This window comes from Leifsonia araucanica, assembly GCF_051161895.1.
Taxonomy (GTDB): Bacteria; Actinomycetota; Actinomycetes; order Actinomycetales; family Microbacteriaceae; genus Leifsonia.
Genome location: NZ_JBMBTW010000002.1, coordinates 685,446 through 706,620 on the forward strand (window position 1 = coordinate 685,446; position 21,175 = coordinate 706,620).

Annotated in this window: 19 protein-coding genes and 1 tRNA gene; 17 read left to right on the forward strand and 3 right to left on the reverse strand. The window is 69.2% G+C overall.

Features of this window, described 5'->3' with window-relative positions; all coding sequences use genetic code 11:
* Positions 1-136 precede the first annotated feature (136 nt).
* Genes ileS through ndk form a run of 4 tightly spaced genes read left to right on the forward strand, consistent with a single transcriptional unit; the run spans position 137 to position 5,653 of the window.
* Entirely contained in the window at positions 137-3,463 is a 3,327-nt protein-coding gene (ileS, locus tag ACN6M5_RS03245) for an isoleucine--tRNA ligase (RefSeq protein ID WP_434948482.1), read from the forward strand.
* A complete protein-coding gene (locus ACN6M5_RS03250) occupies positions 3,460-4,830 on the forward strand; it encodes a bifunctional folylpolyglutamate synthase/dihydrofolate synthase (protein ID WP_434948483.1) in 1,371 nt (456 codons plus the stop codon). The genes ileS and ACN6M5_RS03250 overlap by 4 nt, the downstream gene beginning before the upstream one ends.
* Positions 4,809-5,234, forward strand: coding sequence for a DUF4233 domain-containing protein (locus tag ACN6M5_RS03255; protein WP_434948484.1), 426 nt, complete (start codon positions 4,809-4,811; stop codon positions 5,232-5,234). Before ACN6M5_RS03250 ends, ACN6M5_RS03255 begins: the two co-directional genes overlap by 22 nt.
* Positions 5,231-5,653: a nucleoside-diphosphate kinase gene (gene ndk, locus ACN6M5_RS03260; protein ID WP_055893466.1), complete on the forward strand. Its 423-nt coding sequence runs from the start codon at positions 5,231-5,233 to the stop codon at positions 5,651-5,653. Before ACN6M5_RS03255 ends, ndk begins: the two co-directional genes overlap by 4 nt.
* A gap of 77 nt (positions 5,654-5,730) precedes the next feature.
* On the opposite strand, the gene ACN6M5_RS03265 is transcribed toward ndk, so the two are convergent.
* The gene (locus tag ACN6M5_RS03265; RefSeq protein ID WP_434948485.1) at positions 5,731-6,336 is read right to left on the reverse strand and encodes a vitamin K epoxide reductase family protein; all 606 of its coding nucleotides are present in this window, start codon (positions 6,334-6,336) and stop codon (positions 5,731-5,733) included.
* A gap of 323 nt (positions 6,337-6,659) precedes the next feature.
* On the opposite strand from ACN6M5_RS03265, the gene ACN6M5_RS03270 reads away from it, so the two are divergent.
* A complete protein-coding gene (locus tag ACN6M5_RS03270; protein ID WP_434948486.1) occupies positions 6,660-9,434 on the forward strand; it encodes an Rne/Rng family ribonuclease in 2,775 nt (924 codons plus the stop codon).
* 34 nt (positions 9,435-9,468) lie between these two features.
* Here the strand turns inward: ACN6M5_RS03270 and ACN6M5_RS03275 are convergent, their stop codons facing one another.
* Positions 9,469-9,744 (reverse strand): DUF4031 domain-containing protein, encoded by a 276-nt coding sequence (locus ACN6M5_RS03275; RefSeq protein WP_085368458.1) that lies wholly within the window; start codon positions 9,742-9,744, stop codon positions 9,469-9,471.
* A 271-nt stretch (positions 9,745-10,015) separates the two neighbouring features.
* On the opposite strand from ACN6M5_RS03275, the gene rplU reads away from it, so the two are divergent.
* The 12 genes from rplU to ACN6M5_RS03335 all read left to right on the forward strand — a co-directional run bounded on the left by rplU (position 10,016) and on the right by ACN6M5_RS03335 (position 19,900).
* A complete protein-coding gene (gene rplU, locus ACN6M5_RS03280) occupies positions 10,016-10,324 on the forward strand; it encodes a 50S ribosomal protein L21 (protein ID WP_055893478.1) in 309 nt (102 codons plus the stop codon).
* A gap of 32 nt (positions 10,325-10,356) precedes the next feature.
* Positions 10,357-10,614: a 50S ribosomal protein L27 gene (gene rpmA / locus ACN6M5_RS03285; protein WP_055893481.1), complete on the forward strand. Its 258-nt coding sequence runs from the start codon at positions 10,357-10,359 to the stop codon at positions 10,612-10,614.
* 95 nt (positions 10,615-10,709) lie between these two features.
* Positions 10,710-12,305 (forward strand): GTPase ObgE, encoded by a 1,596-nt coding sequence (gene obgE, locus ACN6M5_RS03290; protein ID WP_434948487.1) that lies wholly within the window; start codon positions 10,710-10,712, stop codon positions 12,303-12,305.
* On the forward strand, positions 12,302-13,102 hold the full coding sequence (gene proB, locus ACN6M5_RS03295; RefSeq protein ID WP_085368456.1) for a glutamate 5-kinase: 801 nt from the start codon (positions 12,302-12,304) through the stop codon (positions 13,100-13,102). Before obgE ends, proB begins: the two co-directional genes overlap by 4 nt.
* Positions 13,103-13,111: 9 nt before the next feature.
* Positions 13,112-14,380, forward strand: a complete 1,269-nt coding sequence (locus ACN6M5_RS03300) for a glutamate-5-semialdehyde dehydrogenase (protein WP_434948488.1) — start codon at positions 13,112-13,114, stop codon at positions 14,378-14,380.
* 54 nt (positions 14,381-14,434) lie between these two features.
* Positions 14,435-14,671: a hypothetical protein gene (locus ACN6M5_RS03305; protein WP_085368454.1), complete on the forward strand. Its 237-nt coding sequence runs from the start codon at positions 14,435-14,437 to the stop codon at positions 14,669-14,671.
* A gap of 14 nt (positions 14,672-14,685) precedes the next feature.
* Positions 14,686-15,288 (forward strand): nicotinate-nucleotide adenylyltransferase, encoded by a 603-nt coding sequence (gene nadD, locus ACN6M5_RS03310; protein WP_434948489.1) that lies wholly within the window; start codon positions 14,686-14,688, stop codon positions 15,286-15,288.
* A complete protein-coding gene (locus ACN6M5_RS03315) occupies positions 15,285-16,658 on the forward strand; it encodes a hypothetical protein (RefSeq protein ID WP_434948490.1) in 1,374 nt (457 codons plus the stop codon). The genes nadD and ACN6M5_RS03315 overlap by 4 nt, the downstream gene beginning before the upstream one ends.
* A gap of 52 nt (positions 16,659-16,710) precedes the next feature.
* Positions 16,711-17,088, forward strand: coding sequence for a ribosome silencing factor (rsfS, locus tag ACN6M5_RS03320; RefSeq protein WP_085368451.1), 378 nt, complete (start codon positions 16,711-16,713; stop codon positions 17,086-17,088).
* Positions 17,089-17,158: 70 nt separating this feature from the next.
* Positions 17,159-17,524, forward strand: coding sequence for a TFIIB-type zinc ribbon-containing protein (locus ACN6M5_RS03325; RefSeq protein WP_434948491.1), 366 nt, complete (start codon positions 17,159-17,161; stop codon positions 17,522-17,524).
* A 94-nt stretch (positions 17,525-17,618) separates the two neighbouring features.
* Positions 17,619-17,694 (forward strand) — tRNA-Ala (locus ACN6M5_RS03330).
* A 175-nt stretch (positions 17,695-17,869) separates the two neighbouring features.
* Positions 17,870-19,900: a glucoamylase family protein gene (locus ACN6M5_RS03335; RefSeq protein ID WP_434948492.1), complete on the forward strand. Its 2,031-nt coding sequence runs from the start codon at positions 17,870-17,872 to the stop codon at positions 19,898-19,900.
* Positions 19,901-19,959: 59 nt separating this feature from the next.
* Here the strand turns inward: ACN6M5_RS03335 and ACN6M5_RS03340 are convergent, their stop codons facing one another.
* Positions 19,960-21,066, reverse strand: a complete 1,107-nt coding sequence (locus ACN6M5_RS03340; protein WP_434948493.1) for a GNAT family N-acetyltransferase — start codon at positions 21,064-21,066, stop codon at positions 19,960-19,962.
* Positions 21,067-21,175 lie beyond the last annotated feature (109 nt).

The window sequence follows — 21,175 nt, forward strand, 5'->3', positions numbered from 1 at the left end:
CGGGTCTGGCCCGTCACAGCCAACGAAGAGCGGTCGCATCCACACCGTGAGTGGATGCGGCAAGCGGGGTGGTACCGCGGCGGACGTTTCGAGCGTCCGGCGTCCTCGTGCAGACGAACGACCTGCCAGGAGTGAGATGCCGTACCCCAAGTCACCGGACGAATCGTCGGCGCGCGACGCCGAGCAGGCGGGCGTCAGCCCGAGCCCGAGCTTCCCGGAGATCGAGACAGAGGTTCTCGCGTTCTGGAAAGAGGACGGCACCTTCCGCGCATCCATCGACAACCGGCAGGATGCGCCGGAGTGGGTCTTCTACGACGGCCCTCCCTTCGCCAACGGCCTGCCGCACTACGGTCACCTGCTCACCGGATACGCCAAGGACGTCTTCCCGCGTTTCCAGACGATGCGCGGCAAGAAGGTCGAGCGCCGGTTCGGCTGGGACACCCACGGCTTGCCCGCCGAGCTGGAGGCCGAGCGGCAGCTGGGGCTCACCGACAAGAGCCAGATCGAGGAGATGGGCATCGCGGCCTTCAACCAGGCCGCCAAGGACTCGGTGCTGCACTACACCCGCGAATGGCAGGAGTACGTCACCCGCCAGGCGCGCTGGGTGGACTTCGACAACGACTACAAGACCCTCGACGTCACCTTCATGGAGTCGGTGATCTGGGCATTCAAGCAGCTGCACGAGAAGGGCCTCGCCTACGAGGGCTACCGCGTGCTGCCGTACTGCTGGCGCGACCAGACCCCGCTGTCCAACCACGAGCTGCGGATGGACGACGACGTCTACAAGATGCGTCAGGACCAGACCGTCACGGTCACCTTCCCGCTCACCGGGGCGAAGGCGGAGGCGCTCGGCCTCACCGGCGTGCGCGCCCTGGCCTGGACGACCACCCCGTGGACCCTGCCGACCAACCTCGCGCTGGTCGTCGGTCCCGACATCGAGTACGCGGTCGTGCCCGCCGGCCCGAACGGCGCTGCCGACGCGCACGGCACCCCGGACGACGAGGTGCTGAGCGGCGAATACCTGCTCGCCACCGAGCTCGTCGGCAACTACGCGAAAGACCTCGGCTACGAGACGGCGGCGGATGCGCTGGCCGCGATCACCCGTCGCGTCCGCGGCGCAGAGCTCGAGGGCGTCACATACGACCGGCTGTGGGACTACTACGCCGACGTCGAGGAGTACGGCACCCAGAACGCGTGGCGCATCCTGGTCGACGACTACGTCACCACCGAGGACGGCACCGGCATCGTGCACCAGGCGCCGGCATACGGCGAGGACGACCAGCGCGTCTGCGAGGCGGCCGGCATCCCCGTGATCATCTCGGTGGACGACGGAGCGCGTTTCCTGCCCGTGATCGAAGACGTGGCAGGCCTGCAGGTGTTCGAGGCGAACAAGCCGCTCACCACGCTGCTGCGCGAGAACGGCAGGCTGCTCCGCCAGGCGAGCTACGAGCACTCGTACCCGCACTGCTGGCGCTGCCGCAACCCGCTGATCTACAAGGCGGTGTCGAGCTGGTTCGTCCGCGTCACCGACTTCCGCGACCGGATGGGCGAGCTCAACCAGCAGATCAACTGGGTGCCGGAGAACGTGAAGGACGGCCAGTTCGGCAAGTGGGTGGGCAACGCCCGCGACTGGTCGATCTCGCGCAACCGCTACTTCGGTTCGCCGATCCCGGTCTGGAAGAGCGACGACCCCGCATACCCGCGCATCGACGTGTACGGTTCGCTGGCCGAGCTGGAGGCCGACTTCGGCACCATCCCGACGAACGCGGCGGGGGAGCCCGACCTGCACCGGCCGTTCATCGACGACCTCACCCGCCCGAACCCGGACGACCCGACCGGCCGCTCGACCATGCGCCGCATCCCGGATGTTCTCGACGTCTGGTTCGACTCCGGTTCGATGCCGTTCGCTCAGGTGCACTACCCGTTCGAGAACCGCGAGTGGTTCGACGGGCACAACCCGGCCGACTTCATCGTGGAGTACATCGGGCAGACCCGCGGCTGGTTCTACATGCTGCACACGCTGTCGACCGCCCTGTTCGACCGCCCGGCGTTCAAGAACGTGATCAGCCACGGCATCGTGCTCGGCAGCGACGGGCAGAAGATGTCGAAGTCGCTGCGCAACTACCCGGACGTGAACGAGGTCTTCGACCGCGACGGCTCCGACGCGATGCGCTGGTTCCTGATGGCGAGCCCCGTGCTGCGCGGCGGCAACCTGATCGTGACGGAGGAGGGCATCCGGGAGGGTGTCCGCCAGGTGCTGCTCCCGCTGTGGAGCACCTGGTACTTCTTCTCCCTGTACGCGAACGCCACCGGATACGAGGCGAAGCGCCGCACCGACTCGACGGACGTGCTCGACCGCTACCTGCTGGCCAAGACGCGCGACCTCGTCGAGGACGTCACGGCCGACCTCGAAGCGCTCGACAGCACCCTCGCGGCCGCCAAGCTGCGCGACTTCGCCGACATCCTCACCAACTGGTACGTGCGGCGTTCGCGCGACCGGTTCTGGCAGGGCGTGGATGCGGAGGGCAACGGTACCGAGGCGTTCGACACCCTCTACACGGTGCTCGAGACGGTCGCCCGCGTGGCCGCCCCGCTGCTGCCGCTCGTCACCGAGCGGATCTGGCGCGGCCTCACCGGCGAGCGGAGCGTGCACCTGACCGACTGGCCGGACGCCGCCGAGTTCCCCGCGGACGACGCGCTGGTGGATGCGATGGACCGCATCAGGAGCATCAGCTCCACCACGCTGTCGCTGCGCAAGCAGGCCGGGCTCCGCGTCCGGCTGCCGCTCGCTTCGCTGACCGTCGTCGCCGAGAACGCGGATGCGCTGCGCCCGTTCGAGGGCATCCTGCGCGACGAGCTCAACGTCAAGGCGGTCGAGCTGGTCGAGCTGCACGACGACAGCGCAGCCAGCTACGGGATCACGAGCAAGCTGACCGTGAACGCGCGCGCTGCCGGTCCGCGGCTCGGCAAGCAGGTGCAGCAGGTCATCCAGGCCGCCCGTGCAGGCGACTGGTCGGAGGCCGACGGTGTCGTGACGGCGGGTGGCGTCGAACTGGCCGACGGCGAGTACGAGCTCGTGCTCGAGACGGCGCAGGCGGACGGCGAGTCCACGTCGGCGCTGGCGCTTCTGCCGGGCGGCGGCTTCGTGCTGCTCGACACGGTGACCACGCCGGAGCTGCAGGCCGAGGGGCTGGCGCGCGACATCATCCGCGCGGTGCAGGACACCCGCAAGGCGGCAGGACTCGACGTGAGCGACCGCATCCGGTTGGGTGTGAAGTTCGCCGACGAGCGCGATGTCGAGGTGCTCGGTCTGGCCGAAGGGGTGGATATCGCAAGGGAGACGCTGGCCGCCGAATTCGGGGAGATTGAAAGCGCTGGCTATTTGAAGACCTTCTCCGCCGGCCAGTTCGCCAACGCGGGGGAGTTCACGGTCGGCGTGACCAGGATCGAGGAGGCAGAGTGAGCGACGAGTCCGAGGAGTTCCGCGACCAGGCGGACGCCGTCTACCAGGCGCTGCTCGCGCGCATCGGCGAGGGTGCGCCCGAGCGCAGGCTGGATGCCACCCGGCGCGCCGTCGAGCTGCTGGGCGACCCCCAGCGCGCGTATCCGATCGTGCACATCACGGGGACGAACGGCAAGACGTCGACGAGCCGCATCACCGAGAGCATCCTGCGTGCGTACGGCCTGCGGACGGGTCTGCTGACCAGTCCGCACCTGGTGCGCTTCAACGAGCGCATCGTGATCGACGGCCAGCCGATCTCCGACGAAGCGCTGGTGCGCAACTGGGAGGACGTGCAGCCGTACATCGAGATCGTCGACGGCGAGCTCGCGGAGAAAGGCCAGGCGCCGCTCACGTTCTTCGAGGCGCTGACCGTGCTCGCGTACGCCGCATTCGCCGACGCGCCGGTCGACGTGGCCGTGATCGAGGTCGGCATGGGCGGCGAGTGGGACTCCACCAACGTCGGCGACGGCCAGGTGGCGGTGTTCACCCCGATCTCGCTCGACCACACCAAGGCGCTCGGCGACACCGTCGCGGAGATCGCGCGCACCAAGTCCGGCATCATCAAGCCCGCCGCCGACGTGGTGAGCTCCGCACAGACACCGGATGCGCTGGCCGAGCTGACCGCCGCGGCCGGGCTCACCGAGTCCACCATCGCCGTGCAGCCCGGAGCGTTCGACGTCGCATCCACCTCGGTGGCCGTCGGCGGGCAGCTGGTGAGCATCCGGGGCCTCGCCGCGACATACGACGAGCTGTTCCTGCCGCTGTACGGCGACCACCAGGCGCAGAACGCCGCCGTCGCGGTCGCCGCCGTCGAGACGTTCCTCGGCCGGGGGACGCAGCCGCTCAAGGCCGATCTCCTGGAGGAGGGCTTCGCCACGGCGACCTCGCCGGGACGCCTGCAGCTGATCGGCGTCGACCCGACCGTGCTGGTGGACGCCGCCCACAACCCGGCGGGCGCTCAGACCCTCGCGGATGCGATGCGCCGCTACTTCGACTTCGACGAGCTGACCTTCGTGTTCGGGTCGCTGGCCGACAAGGATGCGCGCGGCATCGTGCGCGCGCTCGCCCCGGTCGCCACCCAGTTCTACGTGACGGAGCCGCGCTCCGATCGTGCGCTTCCGGCCGACGAGCTGGGCGAGATCGTACTCGACGAGGTCGGCGACGAGGCGACCATCGTCTACGGCGACCTCGAGGAGGCGCTGGATGCCGCCCGCGAGTGGGCGGCGGAGGAGCCGAAGCGCGCCGTGGTCGTCACAGGCTCGATCGTGCTCGTCGGCGACGCGATGGCCATCGCGGAGGCCGGCGAGTGGAAGCCGACCAGCTCGTGAGCGACGCGGAGAAGCCCGCGAAGGCCGCACGGCCGCGCCGGGAGCGCACGGTCAGGGAACTGCTCGGCTCGATCGTGCTCGGCTTCGAGCTGATCGTCGTCTTCCTCGGCGCCCTGGTGCTGTTCGGCCTCGGCTCGCTGCCCGCCGGCGTCGCGCTCGGCGGGGGAGCAGCGCTCGTCGTCCTGATGATCGTCGCCATCGGCACGCTGCGCTCCCCGGTGGGCATCGTGCTCGGCTGGTTCGTCCAGCTCGTCGTCGTGGCGGCGGGCTTCCTCGTCCCCGCCTTCTTCATCGTCGGCGCCATCTTCACGGCCATGTGGGCGTACTGCATGATCGCGGGCGCCCGCATCGACCGCAACAAGAAGGCCGCGAACGCGGCCGCAAACGGAACGGAGAATCCATGACCACCCCCGTCGAAGAGACCCTGGTGCTCGTCAAGCCGGACGGCGTCGCTCGCAACCTCACGGGCGAGATCCTGCGCCGCATCGAGGCGAAGGGCTACTCGCTCGTCGACATCCGGATGCTGCAGGCCGACCGCGACCTGCTCGCCGCACACTACGCGGAGCACGAGGGCAAGCCGTTCTACGAGCCGCTGGTCGAGTTCATGGAGTCCGGCCCCATCGTCGCGATCCGCCTCGCGGGCAACCGCGTGATCGAGGGCTTCCGCTCGCTCGCCGGCACCACGGACCCGACCACGGCCGCGCCGGGCACCATCCGCGGCGACTTCGCCCGCGACTGGGGCCTCAAGGTGCAGCAGAACCTCGTGCACGGCTCCGACTCGCCCGAGTCCGCCGCGCGCGAGCTCGCGCTCTGGTTCGCCTAAAACCCATCGAGTCCGAACTTATTCACGCGACACGCCGAGTGTCACCGTGAATAAGTTCGGACTCGATTTTTTGGGGGCTAGACGAAGACGTTGTTGATCCAGTCGAGCTGGATCTGGGCGAGGATCGCGACGATCGCGTAGGAGACGACCGTGATCAGGGGCACCCAGGAGTAGAGCTTGCCGAAGAAGACACGCCCGGACTCCGGGATGGGGATGTTGCCCGATTTGAGGTTGTAGAGCGTCACTCCCCAGAAGGTCGGGATGGTGACCAGCCAGGTGACCATGCACCATGGGCAGAGCACGTTGAGCACGGTGATCGACTGCGTGATGAGGAAGATGACGAGGGCCATCGCGCCGATCACGCCGAGGTTGAAGAGCATCCAGAACCACTTGGCGAAGCGCGCCCCGGCGAGCACCCCGACGCCCACCGCGATGGTCGCGGTCCAGCCGATCAGGCCGAGCAGCGGGTTGGGGAAGCCGAACAGCGACCCCTGCCACGAGTTGAGGTTCTTCGTGCACCCGACGAGCAGGCTGAAGTTGCACGACAGCTGCGCATCCGGGTTCTCGAGAAGGTGGAACTTGTCCATCGTGAGCATGAAAGCAGCCCAGAGGCCGATGGCCCCGGCGACGATCAGGAAGATGGCGAGTACGGTCGGGCGGCGCTCGGCTGTAGTGGTGGACACAGTCGGATTATGGCATGACCGATCGCGTGTCGACCTGAGAGGCAGCCGCGTTCCTGGTGCGGTCATGCGATAATCGTTGCAACTGGTTTCTGCGGCGTGTGCCGGAGAGACGCCAGCGAAGGCTTATGGGCGTTGCGACGCCCGAACGGCCGGCCGAGGTGGCCGACCGACAACGAACGTAAAGAAACGAGATCGCCTGCGGACCGCGCCACGAGCCGACCGCACGCGTGAAGGATTGGCGGTCGCAGGCGCAACGCGTCTGCTGCCCTTATGAAAGTACCCGGCGCGCGGGAGACCGCGGCTGGTCGAGGAGTGCACCAGCGATGGTGGAAAACGAAAATACTGACAACACGCAGAACAACGGATCGGAAGCGGGGCCCAGGAAGCGATCGCGCCTCTTCGGTTCCAGGAAGAGCGCCAAGAAGAGCGCCTCCGCCGTGCCTGCGAACGATTCGCGTGAGGCCATTGCGTCCTCCGCGCCGACGGTGGCCGGGCATGCCTCGACCGCGCCCGCCGTCCAGGAGAGAACACCCATGGACGAGAAGATCCACGACAACCACGACGACATCATCGGCTCCGGCCCGTTCCCGGCCGGACAACCGGCGGTGACGACAGAGCAGGCTCCGGATGCCGGCGCGGCTCAGGCCTCCGACGCGGCGACGGAGAGCCCGGACGCCGCAGGCTCAGCTCCTGCCGCTCCTGCCGCACCGGATGCTCGCGCCGCCGAGGCGGACACGGCGCTCCCCGGCCTCCCGCCGACGACGCTGTTGTTCCAGGCCCCGGACATCCTTCCGCTGCCTCCGCTCCCGCACGACGAGTACGACGACGATGAGCCGAGCACGGTCCGCCGCCGCTCGCGCCGCCGCGCCGGCGAGGAGAACCGCTCCGGGTCGAACGACCCGGCCAACACGGTCGTCAAGGTCCGCGCCCCGCGCGAGCCCGAGCTCATCACCGAGCCGCAGCGCATCAAGGGCTCGACCCGTCTCGAGGCCAAGAAGCAGCGCCGCCGCGACGGCCGCGACGCCGGCCGCCGCCGTCCCGTCATCACCGAGGCCGAGTTCCTCGCCCGCCGCGAGTCCGTCGACCGCCAGATGATCGTGCGCGAGAAGGGCGGCCGCATCCAGATCGGCGTGCTCGAAGACAAGGTGCTCGTCGAGCACTACGTCGCCAAGTCGCAGGAGGCATCGCTGATCGGCAACGTCTACCTGGGCCGTGTGCAGAACGTGCTGCCCAGCATGGAGGCGGCGTTCGTCGACATCGGCCGCGGCCGCAACGCCGTGCTGTACTCCGGCGAGGTCGACTGGGATGCCGCGGAGACGGGCAACCAGCCGCGCCGCATCGAGCTGGCGCTCAAGCCGGGCGACCGCGTGCTCGTGCAGGTCACGAAGGACCCCGTCGGGCACAAGGGCGCCCGCCTGACCAGCCAGGTCTCGCTGCCCGGCCGCTACCTCGTCTACGTGCCGAACGGCTCGATGAACGGGATCAGCCGCAAGCTTCCGGACACCGAGCGTGCCCGTCTGAAGAAGATCCTCAAAGAGGTCCTGCCGGAGAACACCGGGGTCATCGTGCGCACCGCCGCCGAGGGCGCGACCGAGGAGCAGCTGACGCTCGACGTCACGCGCCTCACCGCGCAGTGGGCGGACATCAGCAGGCAGGTCGAGACCGTCGGGGCGCCCGCGCTGCTGCACAGCGAGCCCGACCTGCTGATCAAGATCGTCAGGGACGTCTTCAACGAGGACTTCCAGAAGCTGATCATCGCCGGTCAGGATGCGCAGAGCACCATCGAGAACTACCTCCGTCAGGTCGCCCCCGACCTCCTCGACCGCGTCGAGGCGTACACGGGCGAGCGGGATGCGTTCGACGAGTTCCGCATCACGGAGCAGATCGAGAAGGCGCTGGACCGCAAGGTCTGGCTGCCGTCCGGTGGCTCGCTCGTGATCGACCGCACAGAGGCGATGACGGTCGTCGACGTCAACACCGGCAAGTTCGTCGGCTCCGGCGGCAACCTGGAAGAGACCGTCACCAAGAACAACCTGGAAGCCGCCGAGGAGATCGTCCGCCAGCTGCGCCTGCGCGACATCGGCGGCATCATCGTCGTCGACTTCATCGACATGGTGCTCGAGTCCAACCGCGACCTCGTGCTCCGCCGCCTGATCGAGTGCCTGAGTCGTGACCGCACCAAGCACCAGGTGGCGGAGGTCACCTCGCTCGGACTCGTGCAGATGACGAGGAAGAAGCTCGGCCTCGGCCTGCTCGAGACGTTCAGCGAGGCGTGCGAGGCCTGTGCGGGCCGCGGTGTCATCGTGCACCACGACCCGGTCGTCAAGCACCGTCAGACCCCGCAGCAGCAGCCGCAGAGCGAGCGCCGCCGCGGCCGTGGCGGTCAGCAGTCCGGCGGCAACGGCTCGTCGAACGGCAACGGCAACGGCAACGGATCGTCGAACGGAAACGGCAACGGCGGCTCGAACGGGAACGGCGGTGGCACCCCCACCGGCGTGACCCACGCGATCACCGACGACGCCAAGAACGCGCTGGCCCAGATCGCGGCGAGCACGCTGGCCCACCCGCACGACGAGCACCAGCAGCCGGTGGATGCGCCTGCCGCCTCCGCGGAGTCCGCTCACGGCAAGCACGTCGCCGGGGAGCAGGAGCAGCAGCAGGATGCGCCGAAGAAGTCCCGCAGGAAGAGCGGCAAGCGCGACAGGGCCAAGGCGGCGGAGGCCGAGCAGGCAGCCACTGAGCAGCCGGCGACGCAGGAGAGCGCCCCGCAGGCCGAGACGGCGCCGGTGCGCGAGCAGCAGCAGCGCGAGCAGCGTGAGCCGCGCGAGCCCCAGGCGCCCGCTGAACGCCCGGCAGCGGCCCGCGAGGGCGCGGACGCGTCCGTGCCCCTGATCGAGCTCCCCGAGCCCGCAGCGGCTCCTGTGACGCGTCGCACGCCCACCAAGGAGGCCGAGCTGCTGCTCGATTCCGTGCTGGACGCCCTTCCGCAGCCGAAGCAGCCCGGTCAGGGCCGCGGACGCAGCCGCAGGGTGAGCACGGCGGCGATCGTCGGTGGAGACACCGCGCCGGAGATCACCCGGGCGGAGCAGGGCGAGTAGCCCACCGCATCCCGAACCGCGTGAAGGCGCGGGGTCAGTGCTTGCGCACTCGATCCCGCGCCTTCACGCGTAGTCCGCTGGCGCGCAGCCGGATGACCAGCTCCTTGCCGTCGACGGCGGTGGCTCCCGCGGCCACCAGCTCGTCGTAGCGCTTGTCCGGCACGTCGTAGTGGTCGAGGTCGAACGCGCGCCGCGCGATGTCGTTGGCGGCCGCGAACGCGTGCAGCTCGTCGAGGCTGGAATCGCTCACCAGGTGCGACCACAACATGCCGTGGGCGGGCCATGCCGGGGGATCGATCAGGACCGTCATACAATGATCATAGGAACCGGCGCCGTCGATGGCGTCGATCGGCCCCGGAGCCCTCTCGTTGAATTGACGATAGAAGGGTCGTCGGGTAAAGTTGACCGTTGGTGTGTGTCGGGCGTATCCCGCTCGACCATCATGGTTTTCTGAGAGCCGCTCCGTCGCACTGCGACGAAGACGGACTCGCCAGTAACTTCCTGAAGAGTAAACAGACAGGACCAGGTCCGCGGCTCATCGAGCCGAGGGGAGCTGTTCCCCGAAGAAAAGGTACGTAAAAGTGGTTTACGCAGTTGTGCGCGCCGGAGGCCGGCAGGAAAAGGTCGAGGTCGGCACCATCGTGACGATGGACCGGATCAAGGCTGATAAGAACGGCAACGTCGAGCTGGCTGCTGTGCTGCTTGTCGACGGCGACAAGATCACCTCCGACGCCGGTTCGCTGGCGAAGGTCAAGGTCACCGCTGAGGTCCTCAACGACCTCCGTGGCCCGAAGATCGTGATCCAGAAGTTCAAGAACAAGACCGGCTACAAGAAGCGCCAGGGGCACCGTCAGGACCTCACGCGCGTCAAGATCACCGGCATCAAGTAGCCGATCGACCTCAGGCTTAGGAGAAGAAGCAGATGGCACACAAAAAGGGAGCGAGCTCCACTCGCAACGGTCGTGACTCGAACGCACAGCGCCTCGGCGTGAAGCGCTTCGGTGGCCAGGTCGTCGGAGCGGGCGAGATCATCGTCCGCCAGCGCGGCACCCACTTCCACCCCGGCGTGAACGTCGGACGTGGCGGCGACGACACCCTGTTCGCCCTCGCAGCCGGCTCGGTCGAGTTCGGCAACAAGGGCGGCCGCAAGGTCGTCAACATCGTGGCCGCCGAGGCGTAAAGCCCCGCACCACGCACCAGCATTCGAGGATGGGCGGGCTTCGGCCCGCCCTTTCTCCATTTACAGACTGAACAGTCAGGAAACGAGGGACCCCCATGGCAACGTTCGTGGATCACGTGACGTTGCACCTGCGCGCCGGCAACGGCGGCAACGGGTGCGTCTCCGTCCGACGGGAGAAGTTCAAGCCGCTGGCAGGACCGGACGGCGGCAACGGCGGCAACGGCGGCGACATCGTCCTCGTGGCCGACCCGCAGGTCACCACGCTGCTCGCCTACCACCGCGCGCCGCACCGCTCGTCGCAGAACGGCGGCTTCGGCATGGGAGACCACCGCAGCGGCCACCTCGGCGAAGAGCTCGAGCTCCCCGTCCCCGTCGGCACCGTGGTCAAAGACCCGTCCGGCGTCGAACTGATCGACATGAACGAGCCGGGGATGCGCTACGTCGTCGCCCCCGGCGGCATCGGCGGGCTCGGCAACGCCGCCCTGTCGAACCCCAAGCGCAAGGCCCCCGGCTTCGCGCTGCTCGGCACGCCGGGCTGGGAGGGCGATGTCCTCCTCGAACTCAAGACCGTCGCCGACATCGCTCTCGTCGGCTACCCGTCGGCGGGCAAGTCGAGCCTGATCGCCGCCCTGTCGTCCGCGAAGCCGAAGATCGCCGACTACCCGTTCACCACGCTGCACCCGAACCTCGGTGTCGTGCAGGCGGGAGACACCCGTTTCACCGTCGCCGACGTGCCAGGCCTGATCGAGGGCGCGAGCGAGGGCAAGGGCCTCGGGCTCGAGTTCCTCCGCCACGTCGAGCGCTGCAGCGCCCTGCTGCACGTCCTCGACTGCGCGACGCTGGAGCCCGGCCGCGATCCGCTGAGCGACCTCGACGTGATCCTCGGTGAGCTCGGGGCGTATCCCGTGCCGGAGGGGCAGACCCCGCTGCTGGAGCGCCCGCAGCTCATCGCCCTGAACAAGATCGACGTGCCGGAGGGCCGCGAGCTGGCCGAGTTCGTCCGGCCCGACCTGGAAGCGCGCGGCTACCGCGTCTTCGAGATCTCCACCGTCAGCCACGAGGGCCTGCGTCAGCTGTCCTTCGCCCTGGCAGAGGTGGTCGAGCAGGCACGCGCGGATCAGGCGGCGGCCGAGGCGGAGCGCCCGCGCATCGTCATCCGCCCGCAGGCCGTGGACGACGGAGGGTTCGTCGTCAAGGTCGAGGGCGGCTCGGACGGCCCCGTCTACCGCATCCTGGGCGCCAAGCCGGAGCGCTGGGTCGCGCAGACCGACTTCTCGAACGACGAGGCCGTCGGCTTCCTGGCCGACCGGCTGGCGAAGCTCGGTGTCGAGGACCGCCTGTTCAAGGCGGGAGCCGTCTCCGGTTCCACCGTGGTCATCGGCAGGGACAACGGCGTGGTCTTCGACTGGGAGCCGACCCTCACCTCCACGGCCGAGCTCATCACGTCGCCCCGCGGAACGGACGTGCGCCTCGACGGCAACGCCCGCCCCACCCGCAACCAGCGTCGCGAGGACTACTTCGACAGAATGGATGCGAAGGCCGAGGCCCGCGCGGAGCTGCTGCGCGAGCGCGAGGCCGGCCTCTGGCAGGACGACGACTACGCGGACGATGTCGCAGACCTCGCCCCCGCAGAGGGCGAGAGCGGGCAGAACAGCCAGGGCGGCCAGAACAGGGAGACCGATTCGGAATGACCATCGACGACCGCAGCCAGGTCCCCACCGCGCGACGCGTCGTCGTCAAGGTGGGTTCGTCCTCCATCAGCGGGGAGAACGCCGGGCAGATCGGTCCGTTGGTCGATGCTCTCGCCGAAGCGCACGGGCGCGGCACCCAGGTGATCCTGGTGTCGTCCGGTGCGATCGCCACGGGCATCCCGTATCTGGCGCTGCAGGAGCGTCCGACCGATCTGGCGACGCAGCAGGCCGCCGCCGCCGTCGGGCAGAACGTGCTCATCTACCGCTATCAGGACAGCCTCGACCGGTACGACATCGTCGCCGGCCAGGTGTTGCTGACCGCCGGTGACATGGAGACCCCGACGCACCGCATCAACGCCAAGCGGGCGATGGAGCGGCTGCTCGACCTGCGCATCCTGCCCATCGTCAACGAGAACGACACCGTGGCGACGCACGAGATCCGGTTCGGCGACAACGACCGGCTGGCCGCGCTCGTCGCGCTGCTGGTCGAGGCCGACCTGCTCGTGCTGCTGTCCGACGTGGATGCGCTCTACACCAAGCCGCCGCAGGAGCCGGGCGCGGAGCGCATCGACGTCGTCGAGTACGACGACGCCCTGGAGGGTGTCGAGATCGGCTCGACCGGACTGTCCGGCGTCGGCACAGGCGGCGCCCTGACGAAGGTGTCCGCTGCGCGCCAGGCCGCGGAGAACGGCACGGCCGTGATCCTGACCGCCACGTCGAACGTCTCGCAGGCCCTCGGCGGCGAGGCGGTCGGCACCTGGTTCGCCCCAGCGCGGGATGCGGTCGCAGCGCCCTAAACTTGAGTCATGGTCGACACCATCACCGAATCGCTCTCGCTCGTCGAAAAGCTCGCAGCTGCCAAGCGGGCGTCGCGCGTGCTCGCCACGGCGAACACCGACGCCAAGAACGCCGCCCTCCGCGCGGTCGCGGCCGGTCTGCGGTCGCAGGCTCCGCGCATCCTGGAGGCGAACGAGCTCGACCTGGCCAACGGCCGTGAGAACGGGTTGTCGACCGGGCTGCTCGACCGGCTCACGCTGACCGAGACGCGCCTCGGCGCGCTGGCGGACGCGGTGCTGGAGGTCGTCGGCCTGACCGACCCCGTCGGCGAGGCCGTGCGGGGGAGCACGCTGCCGAACGGCGTGTCGATCACGCAGGTGCGCGTGCCGTTCGGTGTGGTCGGCGCGATCTACGAGGCGCGCCCGAACGTCACGGTCGACATCGCGGCCCTCGCGTTGAAGAGCGGCAACGCCGCCGTGCTGCGCGGCGGAAGCGCGGCGATCAGCACCAACCGCGTGCTCGTCGCGGTGATCCAGGATGCGTTCGCCTCCGTCGGGCTGCCGTCCGACGCCGTGCAGACCATCGACGAGTTCGGTCGCGACGGCGCCACCCAGCTGATGAAGGCGCGCGGCTACGTGGATGTGCTCATCCCGCGGGGGAGTGCGGACCTGATCCGCACCGTGGTCACCGAGTCGACGGTCCCCGTGATCGAGACCGGCGCCGGCGTCGTGCACATCGTGCTGGACGAGTCCGCCCGCGAGGACTGGGCCGTCGACATCGTGCGGAACGCCAAGGTGCAGCGGCCGAGCGTCTGCAACGCGGTCGAGACGTTGCTCGTGCTGCGCTCCGCCGCCGACCGGCTGCTGCCTCCCGTGCTCGGCGCGCTCACCGCATCCGGGGTCACCATCCACGCGGACGAGCGCTCGATCGGCTACGCGGAGTCCGCCGTGCCCGTCACCGAGGAGGACTGGGCGACGGAGCACATGAGCCTCGACATCTCGGTGAAGGTCGTCGACGACCTGGACGAGGCGATCGACCACATCCGCACGTACTCGACGCAGCACACCGAGGCCATCATCACGAACGACCTCGCCAACGCGGAGCGCTTCCTGGCGGAGGTGGACTCCGCGGTGGTGATGGTGAACGCCTCCACCCGGTTCACCGACGGAGGCGAGTTCGGCTTCGGGGCGGAGGTCGGCATCTCCACCCAGAAACTGCACGCGCGCGGGCCGATGGGCCTGCCGGAGCTGACCAGCACCAAGTGGATCGTCCGCGGGTCAGGGCAGTTCAGGGCGTGACGCGCCACTAGACTGGTTCGCAGGCGTTCGCGCCACCGGAAAGGAAGAAACTCGATGACCCACCTGTCGCTGCTGCTGGCCGAGGCCGAAACGCACGTTGAACTCCCCATGCCGACATGGGCGTACGGCGCGATCGCAATCGTGATCTTCACCGTCCTCGGTTTCGTCATCTGGTCGTACCGCGACGTGGCGAACCGCCACAGCCACAAGGCCGGCCCCGGTGCCGCATCCCACGCAGGAGCGCCAGGCGCCACGCACCACGGCGACGGCCACCCCACCCAGGGTCACTGACCACTGCCTGACGAATGCAGCTGACGGAGAAGCGTCGCACGCGCATCGGTGTGATGGGCGGCACGTTCGATCCCATCCATCACGGGCACCTGGTCGCGGCCAGCGAGGTCGCCCAGTCGTTCGATCTGGATGAGGTCATCTTCGTCCCGACGGGCCACCCGTGGCAGAAGGGCGAAGTGACGCCGGGGGAGCACCGCTACCTGATGACGGTGATCGCGACGGCCTCCAACCCGCGCTTCACGGTCAGCCGCGTCGACATCGACCGCGAGGGTCCGACGTACACGATCGACACCCTGCGCGACCTGCACGAGTCACGGCCGGACGCCGAACTCTTCTTCATCACAGGGGCGGACGCCATCGCGCAGATCCTCAGCTGGCGGGATGTGCAGGAGCTCTGGGACCTCGCGCACTTCGTGGCTGTGAGTCGTCCGGGACATGACTTGAGTATTTCTGGATTGCCGACCCAGGACGTAAGCTTGTTGGAAGTTCCGGCCCTGGCGATCTCGTCAACCGACTGCCGGACCCGGGTGAGCAGGGGATTCCCGGTCTGGTACTTGGTGCCGGACGGGGTTGTTCAGTACATCTCCAAACACCATCTGTATCGGAGTGTGGCATGACTTTGTGGCAAGACCCGCCGCCACAGACACGGCGACAGGCGCGCGAGAACGAGCGTTCGGCGGAACAGCAGGCTGCAGGCCAGGCGTCCCGCCGTGCAGGCACGGCTCAGCCGACGCCGGGTGGCGAGATCCCGACGTTGACGACGCCGTACACGTTCTCGTCCGACCAGGCCGACCGCGACGCCCAGGGCGATGCAGGCACGGACGAGGCCGCCGAGCGGCCCGCGATCCCCGCCTCCGCCTTCGAGGAGCCCGGCGTCACGCCGCCATCGCGCCCGAACCTGCCGACGTTCGGCAACGCCTTCGATCTTCCGGCCGCACCTGCTGCTCCGACTGCTGCGCTCGCTCAGGATGCACCGGAGTCGTCGACCATGTTCAAGCAGGCGAGCGACGTGTCCCAGCCGGAGCCGGTGACGGTTCCCGTCCCCGTCGTCAAGCCCGAGGCTTCAGCTCCCGCACCCGCAACGCCAGCGTCGCAGGGCACCCCCGAGCGTGCTCTGACGCGTCGCGAGCTGCGCGCCATGCTGCAGGCCCAGGAGGCCAACCAGCAGGCCGGGCAGCCGGATGCGGTCATCCCCGTCACGTTCACCCCGCCCGCGGACCCGGCACCCGCGCGTCCCGCCGCCGAGCCGGAGGTCGCGTCGTCGTCGCCGACCGCGTGGCCGTTCGCCCCGCTCGGGGCGTCGTCGGACAGTGCATCCACTGCCGCGCCGTCCGCTCCCTCTTCGTCGCCGGAGGGCACCGCTGCTCCGGCCGCCCCGGTCAGCGCATCCACTGCCGACTCGTCGCTGCTCGCGCCGACGTCCGCGCCTGCCGAGAAGTCGTCCGGCTCCGATGCGGACGCGAGTTCCGACGAGGCCGACAGCACGCTGGAGCGCCAGCCGTTCACCCCGCCGACCGGTCACTGGTCGACGGCGGCCGAGCTGGACGACAAGAACCAGCCGTTCGACCAGATCATCTCGCGCAACGTCGGCCAGTCCGGCTCGGCGACCACCACGAACGCGCTCATCCTGCCCGTGCTGCCCACCGCAGACGCGACCGGCCCCCTCACCGCGACCGGCGAGATCCTCGTCACCGGCTCGATCGACCTGCCCCGCGGGCTCGGCGCAACGGGCGCCCACCCGGACAGGATCGATTCCTCCGACCTCGACCGCCTGCTCGACGGCGACGAGAACGAGTTCAACACGTCCGAGGTCGCGCCGATCCGTGCATCCCGGGCCATCAGCTCGCACACGTCGACCCGCGGCGTCATCGCCCCGCCGAAGAAGCGCGGCGGCAAACTGCCCGTCGTGCTGATCGTCACCGCCGGCGTGCTCGCCGTCGGTGTCATCGGCCTCCTCATCTCCGCTTACGTCTTGAAGGTGTTCTGATCATCCTTTCCACCCTGTTCCACCCGGCCGCCCCCACGACGGAGGCCCGACCGTGACCGCGACAGAGCACGCCAAGCAGATCCTGCAGCTCGCAGCGAAGGCAGCGGACTCCAAGTCCGGCGAAGACCTGGTGGCGCTCGACGTCTCCGGCCCGCTGCCCCTCACCGACGCGTTCCTGCTGGTCAGCGGCCGTGTCGAGCGCAACGTCATCGCCATCGCTGGCGAGATCGAAGACCAGCTGAACGAGGCCGGTGTCAAAACCCTGCGCCGCGAAGGCAAGGCCGAAGGCCGCTGGGTCCTCCTCGACTTCGGCGACCTGGTCGTGCACGTCTTCCACGAGGAAGACCGCATGTACTACGCGCTCGAACGCCTCTGGAAAGACTGCCCGGTCATCCCGCTCGAGCTGCCCGTGCACGAGGGCGCCGAGTAGCCCATCCCGGTTCGGCGTTCTCTGCGCAGTGTGTGAGAGTTCTCTCATATTGCGCTGATTGACTGACGGCATGAGATGCCCGACAGACAACGCCACCCTCGTGATGAGCGAACGCAGTGGAATCGAAATCGACTACTGCCCCGAATGCCGCGGAGTGTGGCTCGACCGCGGAGAGTTGGACAAGATCATCGACCGCGCGCAGCCGATGGCGGGTGGGGGAGCCGGTGGCAGTGCGGGTGCGGGTGCACAGCAGTACGGACAGACGCCCGCGCAGCCGCAGCAACCGCAATACGGGCAGCAGCCCGCCCAGCAGTACGGCCAGCAGCCGCAGTACGGGCAGGCTCCGCAGCAGGGGTACCAGCAGCCCGGCCACGGCAAACAGCAGTACCCGTACAAGAAGAAGCGCGAGAACTGGCTCAGCGAGCTCTTCGACTGACCGCGGCACGCCCGAGCGTCGCGCTGGTTTCTTCCAGACCTGGATCATGTAGTACGCTAAACGAGTTGTTTCGGAGAGATCGGGAACAGCGTCTGGGTCTGTGGCGCAGCTGGTAGCGCACCTGCATGGCATGCAGGGGGTCAGGGGTTCGAGTCCCCTCAGATCCACCACCGAAGGGTCAGCCCCCGCGAGAAATCGCGGGGGCTGACCCTTTTTCGCGTCCGCCTTGACCTTCGGCCGTCGGACTGAGGTGGTTGCCATTTCGGGATGTATGCGCATACACTGTCCCGAATTGATATCCCAGCACGACCACCTCGGGATGCTCCACACCGAAGGAAGCCAGCAATGAAGCGGACGACGATGCCCCATCCCACCCTCTCCAGAGCGATCGGCGCGGGTGTCGCGCTGGTCACCTCCGCCCTCGTCGGCGGGGCGATCGCCGCGCCCGCGAGCGCCGCGGGTGGTGCGCCATCCGGTGCAGGCTCACTCGCCTCGGCGTCGGTCGCTGCACCGGCCGCAGCCTCATTGGCCCCGGCGTCGCTCGCCGCCGCGCCGGCCCCCGCGGCCCCACCCGCCACCAGCACCGTCGACGTCACCGGCCCCGCATCCACCGACGCCACCCCGTACACCGCAGAGCTCACGCGGTGGGCCGCAGACACGTGGCGGTCGATGGCCGCCATGACCGACCGCGCTACAGGCCTTCCCGCCGACAACATCGACGGCGACCTCACCCCGGCCAGCGCATCCGGGTTCACGTCGCCGACGAACATCGGCGGCTACCTGTGGTCGACCCTTGCCGTGCGCGACCTCGGCATCATCGGCGGTGCGGAGGCGCACGACAGGGTGGCGACCACCATCGGCACCCTCGAGACGCTCGAGCGGAACGCCGCGAGCGGCATGTTCTACAACTGGTACTCACCGGCGGACGGCTCGAAGCTGACCACCTGGCCGGAGAACGGCACCGTGGTCAACCCGTTCCTCAGCACGGTCGACAACGGCTGGCTGGCCGCCGGGCTCCGGATGGTCGCCAACGCCGAGGCGGACAACGATCCGGCCCTCAGCGCCCGGGCGCGCGCGCTCTACGACTCGATGGACTTCGGCGTCTTCTACGACCCGCAGGGCAAGCAGCCCGTGCTCCCCGCCGGCGCCAACCGCGGCGGATTCTGGGAGACGCCACCCGTCGGGGAGACCGGATGCGAGGCCCCCGCGTACAACGGCGCGCCCGTCACGCTCGTCTACACCTGCCACCACTACGACACCACCGTCAGCGAGAGCCGCATCGCCACGTACCTGGGCATCGTGAACGGGCAGATCCCCGCATCCGGGATGTACGGCACGTTCCGCACCATGCCGGACGGCTGCGACTGGTCGTGGCAGGAGCAGCGGCCCACCGGGCAGAACCGGGTGTACGACGGGCTGACCGTGTACGAAGGGGCGTACTCGTACGACGGGATGTCGTTCGTGCCGAGCTGGGGCGGGAGCATGTTCGAGGCGTTGATGCCGTCGCTGCTGGTGCCGGAGGAGCAGTGGGGGCCGACCTCGTGGGGGCTCAACCACCCGATCACCGTCGCCGTGCAGGAGAAGCACGGTGAGGACGCCGGATACGGATACTGGGGGTTATCGCCGTCCAGCAACCCGGCGGGCGGCTACCGCGAGTACGGCGTCGACCTCGCGGGGATGAAGGCGGACGGCTACCTCTCCGACCAGGAGAGCACCGACGTCGACCAGCCGTACCGCGACTGCCCGGACGCCGACCGCGGCCACAATCCTGACCCGTCGTTCGGCGACGGCGTCGTGACCCCGCACGCCTCCTTCCTCGCACTCGGCTACGACCCGGCGGCCGCGGTCGCCAACCTGCGCGGCATCGAGAACGACCTGCACGCGTACGGGCCCGGCGGGTTCTACGACGCGGTCGCGGTGAAGAGCGGGACGATCGCGAAGCGCTACCTGTCGCTCGACCAGTCGATGGTCCTCGCGGCCGTCAGCAACGCGGTCGACCACGGCGCGATGCGACGCCACTTCGCCGACGGCCAGGTGCGGGATGCGCTGCAGCCGCTGATGGCGGCGCAGACGTTCTCCGCGGCGTGGGCCACGGACGACGCGGTGACCGTGCCCGGCGACGGGGGAGCGGGCGGCGGAGGCGGAGCGGGCGAGCCCGGGCAGCCGGGGACGGGGACGCAGCCCGTGGGCGACCCCGGACCGTCAACGTCCGACCTCGCCGACGCGACCACCGCCGCACCCACGACGGCTCTCGCGGCGACGGGCTCCCGCGCGGGCGACAGCGCGGCGTGGTGGGCAGCACTCGCCCTGATCACCGTCGGCGCGGGCGCCGCCGGTCTCCTCGCCCGAGCGATCAGACGCCGCCGAGACGCGTGACACCGGATGCGCGGGGCCGGGCGGGCACACCCGGCCCCGCCCCGCGCATCCACCGGCCGTCAGCCGATCGTCTTCTTCCAGCGGGCCGAATACGCCAGCGGGCGGAAGCCGACGGCCTCGTTCACGTCGAGCATGTGGCGGTTGTCTTCCGCGTTCATCGTCTCGACCGACCTGCTGGCCGGGAAGCGGTCGCCGAGCTCGCGCAGGTTGGTGAGCTTCAGCAGCATCCCGAGGCGGCGACCGCGGTGGCCGGCGAGCACGAGGGTGTCCATCTGCTCCACCGGGCGGTCCGGTTCGGCGGGCACGTCGAGTTCGGTGTACCCGGCGGGCTCTCCCGTCTCCGCATCCACCACGATGGTGGTGAGAATGGTGCGCGGGCTCGCCTCCCAGTGGTCGTCGACGGAGCGGACGCGTTCGGCGGTCCAGACATCTTCGGACTGTTCGATCCCGGCGTTCGGGGTGTCGGTGCTCATCCTGGTGCGCATCAGGGCGAGCGCGTCCACCCAGGCGTCGGGCGTTCGGCCCTGCCAGGTAACCGTGCGATACCCGGCCGAAGCGGCCAGCGTCTCCCGCAGGCAAGACGCCATGACGTCTGCATCCATCGGCAGGGCAAGGCTGCTCAGCCGCCCGATCTGTTCCAGCGTGAAGCCGAACCGGAGAAGGAACCGGGTGGAGGCGAGGTCCAGCGGCATGGAGCCGAACCCGGTGGGCGCAGGAAGGCTGTCGCCGCCGATCCCGGCCGCGTAGTCCGTCTGGTTCTGGATGGTGCGGCGGCCGGCAGCCACGGCCAGCTGTTCGAGGCGGGCGTAGATGGCCGCGCCGATGCCGTCGCCGCGGTAGCCGGGGAGCACCGCCACCGCCGCCCAGCACTCGGACGCGCCGGCGGGGAGCACGAGAGTGCCGCGCCCCACCACCCTGCCGTCCACGTGGGCGACGAAGCCCCTGCTGCCGATGGACTCGTCCTTCCAGTTCGGGAGGAGCTCGGCGGCGGCGATCTCGGGGGCGGGCAGCGGCGAGGTGTCGCCGCGCAGCTCGGCGATGACCGCGCTGCGCACGGCGGCCAGGCCGATGAAGTCGGCGGCGTCCGGTGCGTCGATGGTGTCCGGCACTGTGACGGCGGAGATGGTGAAGGCCGGGGCGGGACGGGTGTGATCGTAACGTGACATGAGAAACCTTTGTTTGCAGGATCGGTCGACTCACCCACGGTCGTGGGGAGGAGGGAATCGCTGCTAACGGATCACGATGGATAGTGTTGCACGCCGCTCGGGCGCGGGA

Coding starts and splice junctions, on each gene's coding strand:
- rpmA (WP_055893481.1), top strand. CDS start 10,357: ATGGCACACAAAAAGGGAGCGAGCTCCACTCGCAACGGTCGTGACTCG.
- ACN6M5_RS03335 (WP_434948492.1), top strand. CDS start 17,870: ATGAAGCGGACGACGATGCCCCATCCCACCCTCTCCAGAGCGATCGGC.
- ACN6M5_RS03315 (WP_434948490.1), top strand. CDS start 15,285: ATGACTTTGTGGCAAGACCCGCCGCCACAGACACGGCGACAGGCGCGC.
- ACN6M5_RS03270 (WP_434948486.1), top strand. CDS start 6,660: ATGGTGGAAAACGAAAATACTGACAACACGCAGAACAACGGATCGGAA.
- ACN6M5_RS03325 (WP_434948491.1), top strand. CDS start 17,159: ATGAGATGCCCGACAGACAACGCCACCCTCGTGATGAGCGAACGCAGT.
- proB (WP_085368456.1), top strand. CDS start 12,302: ATGACCATCGACGACCGCAGCCAGGTCCCCACCGCGCGACGCGTCGTC.
- ACN6M5_RS03340 (WP_434948493.1), bottom strand. CDS start 21,066: ATGTCACGTTACGATCACACCCGTCCCGCCCCGGCCTTCACCATCTCC.
- ACN6M5_RS03275 (WP_085368458.1), bottom strand. CDS start 9,744: ATGACGGTCCTGATCGATCCCCCGGCATGGCCCGCCCACGGCATGTTG.
- ACN6M5_RS03305 (WP_085368454.1), top strand. CDS start 14,435: ATGACCCACCTGTCGCTGCTGCTGGCCGAGGCCGAAACGCACGTTGAA.
- obgE (WP_434948487.1), top strand. CDS start 10,710: ATGGCAACGTTCGTGGATCACGTGACGTTGCACCTGCGCGCCGGCAAC.
- ACN6M5_RS03300 (WP_434948488.1), top strand. CDS start 13,112: ATGGTCGACACCATCACCGAATCGCTCTCGCTCGTCGAAAAGCTCGCA.
- ndk (WP_055893466.1), top strand. CDS start 5,231: ATGACCACCCCCGTCGAAGAGACCCTGGTGCTCGTCAAGCCGGACGGC.
- ileS (WP_434948482.1), top strand. CDS start 137: ATGCCGTACCCCAAGTCACCGGACGAATCGTCGGCGCGCGACGCCGAG.
- nadD (WP_434948489.1), top strand. CDS start 14,686: ATGCAGCTGACGGAGAAGCGTCGCACGCGCATCGGTGTGATGGGCGGC.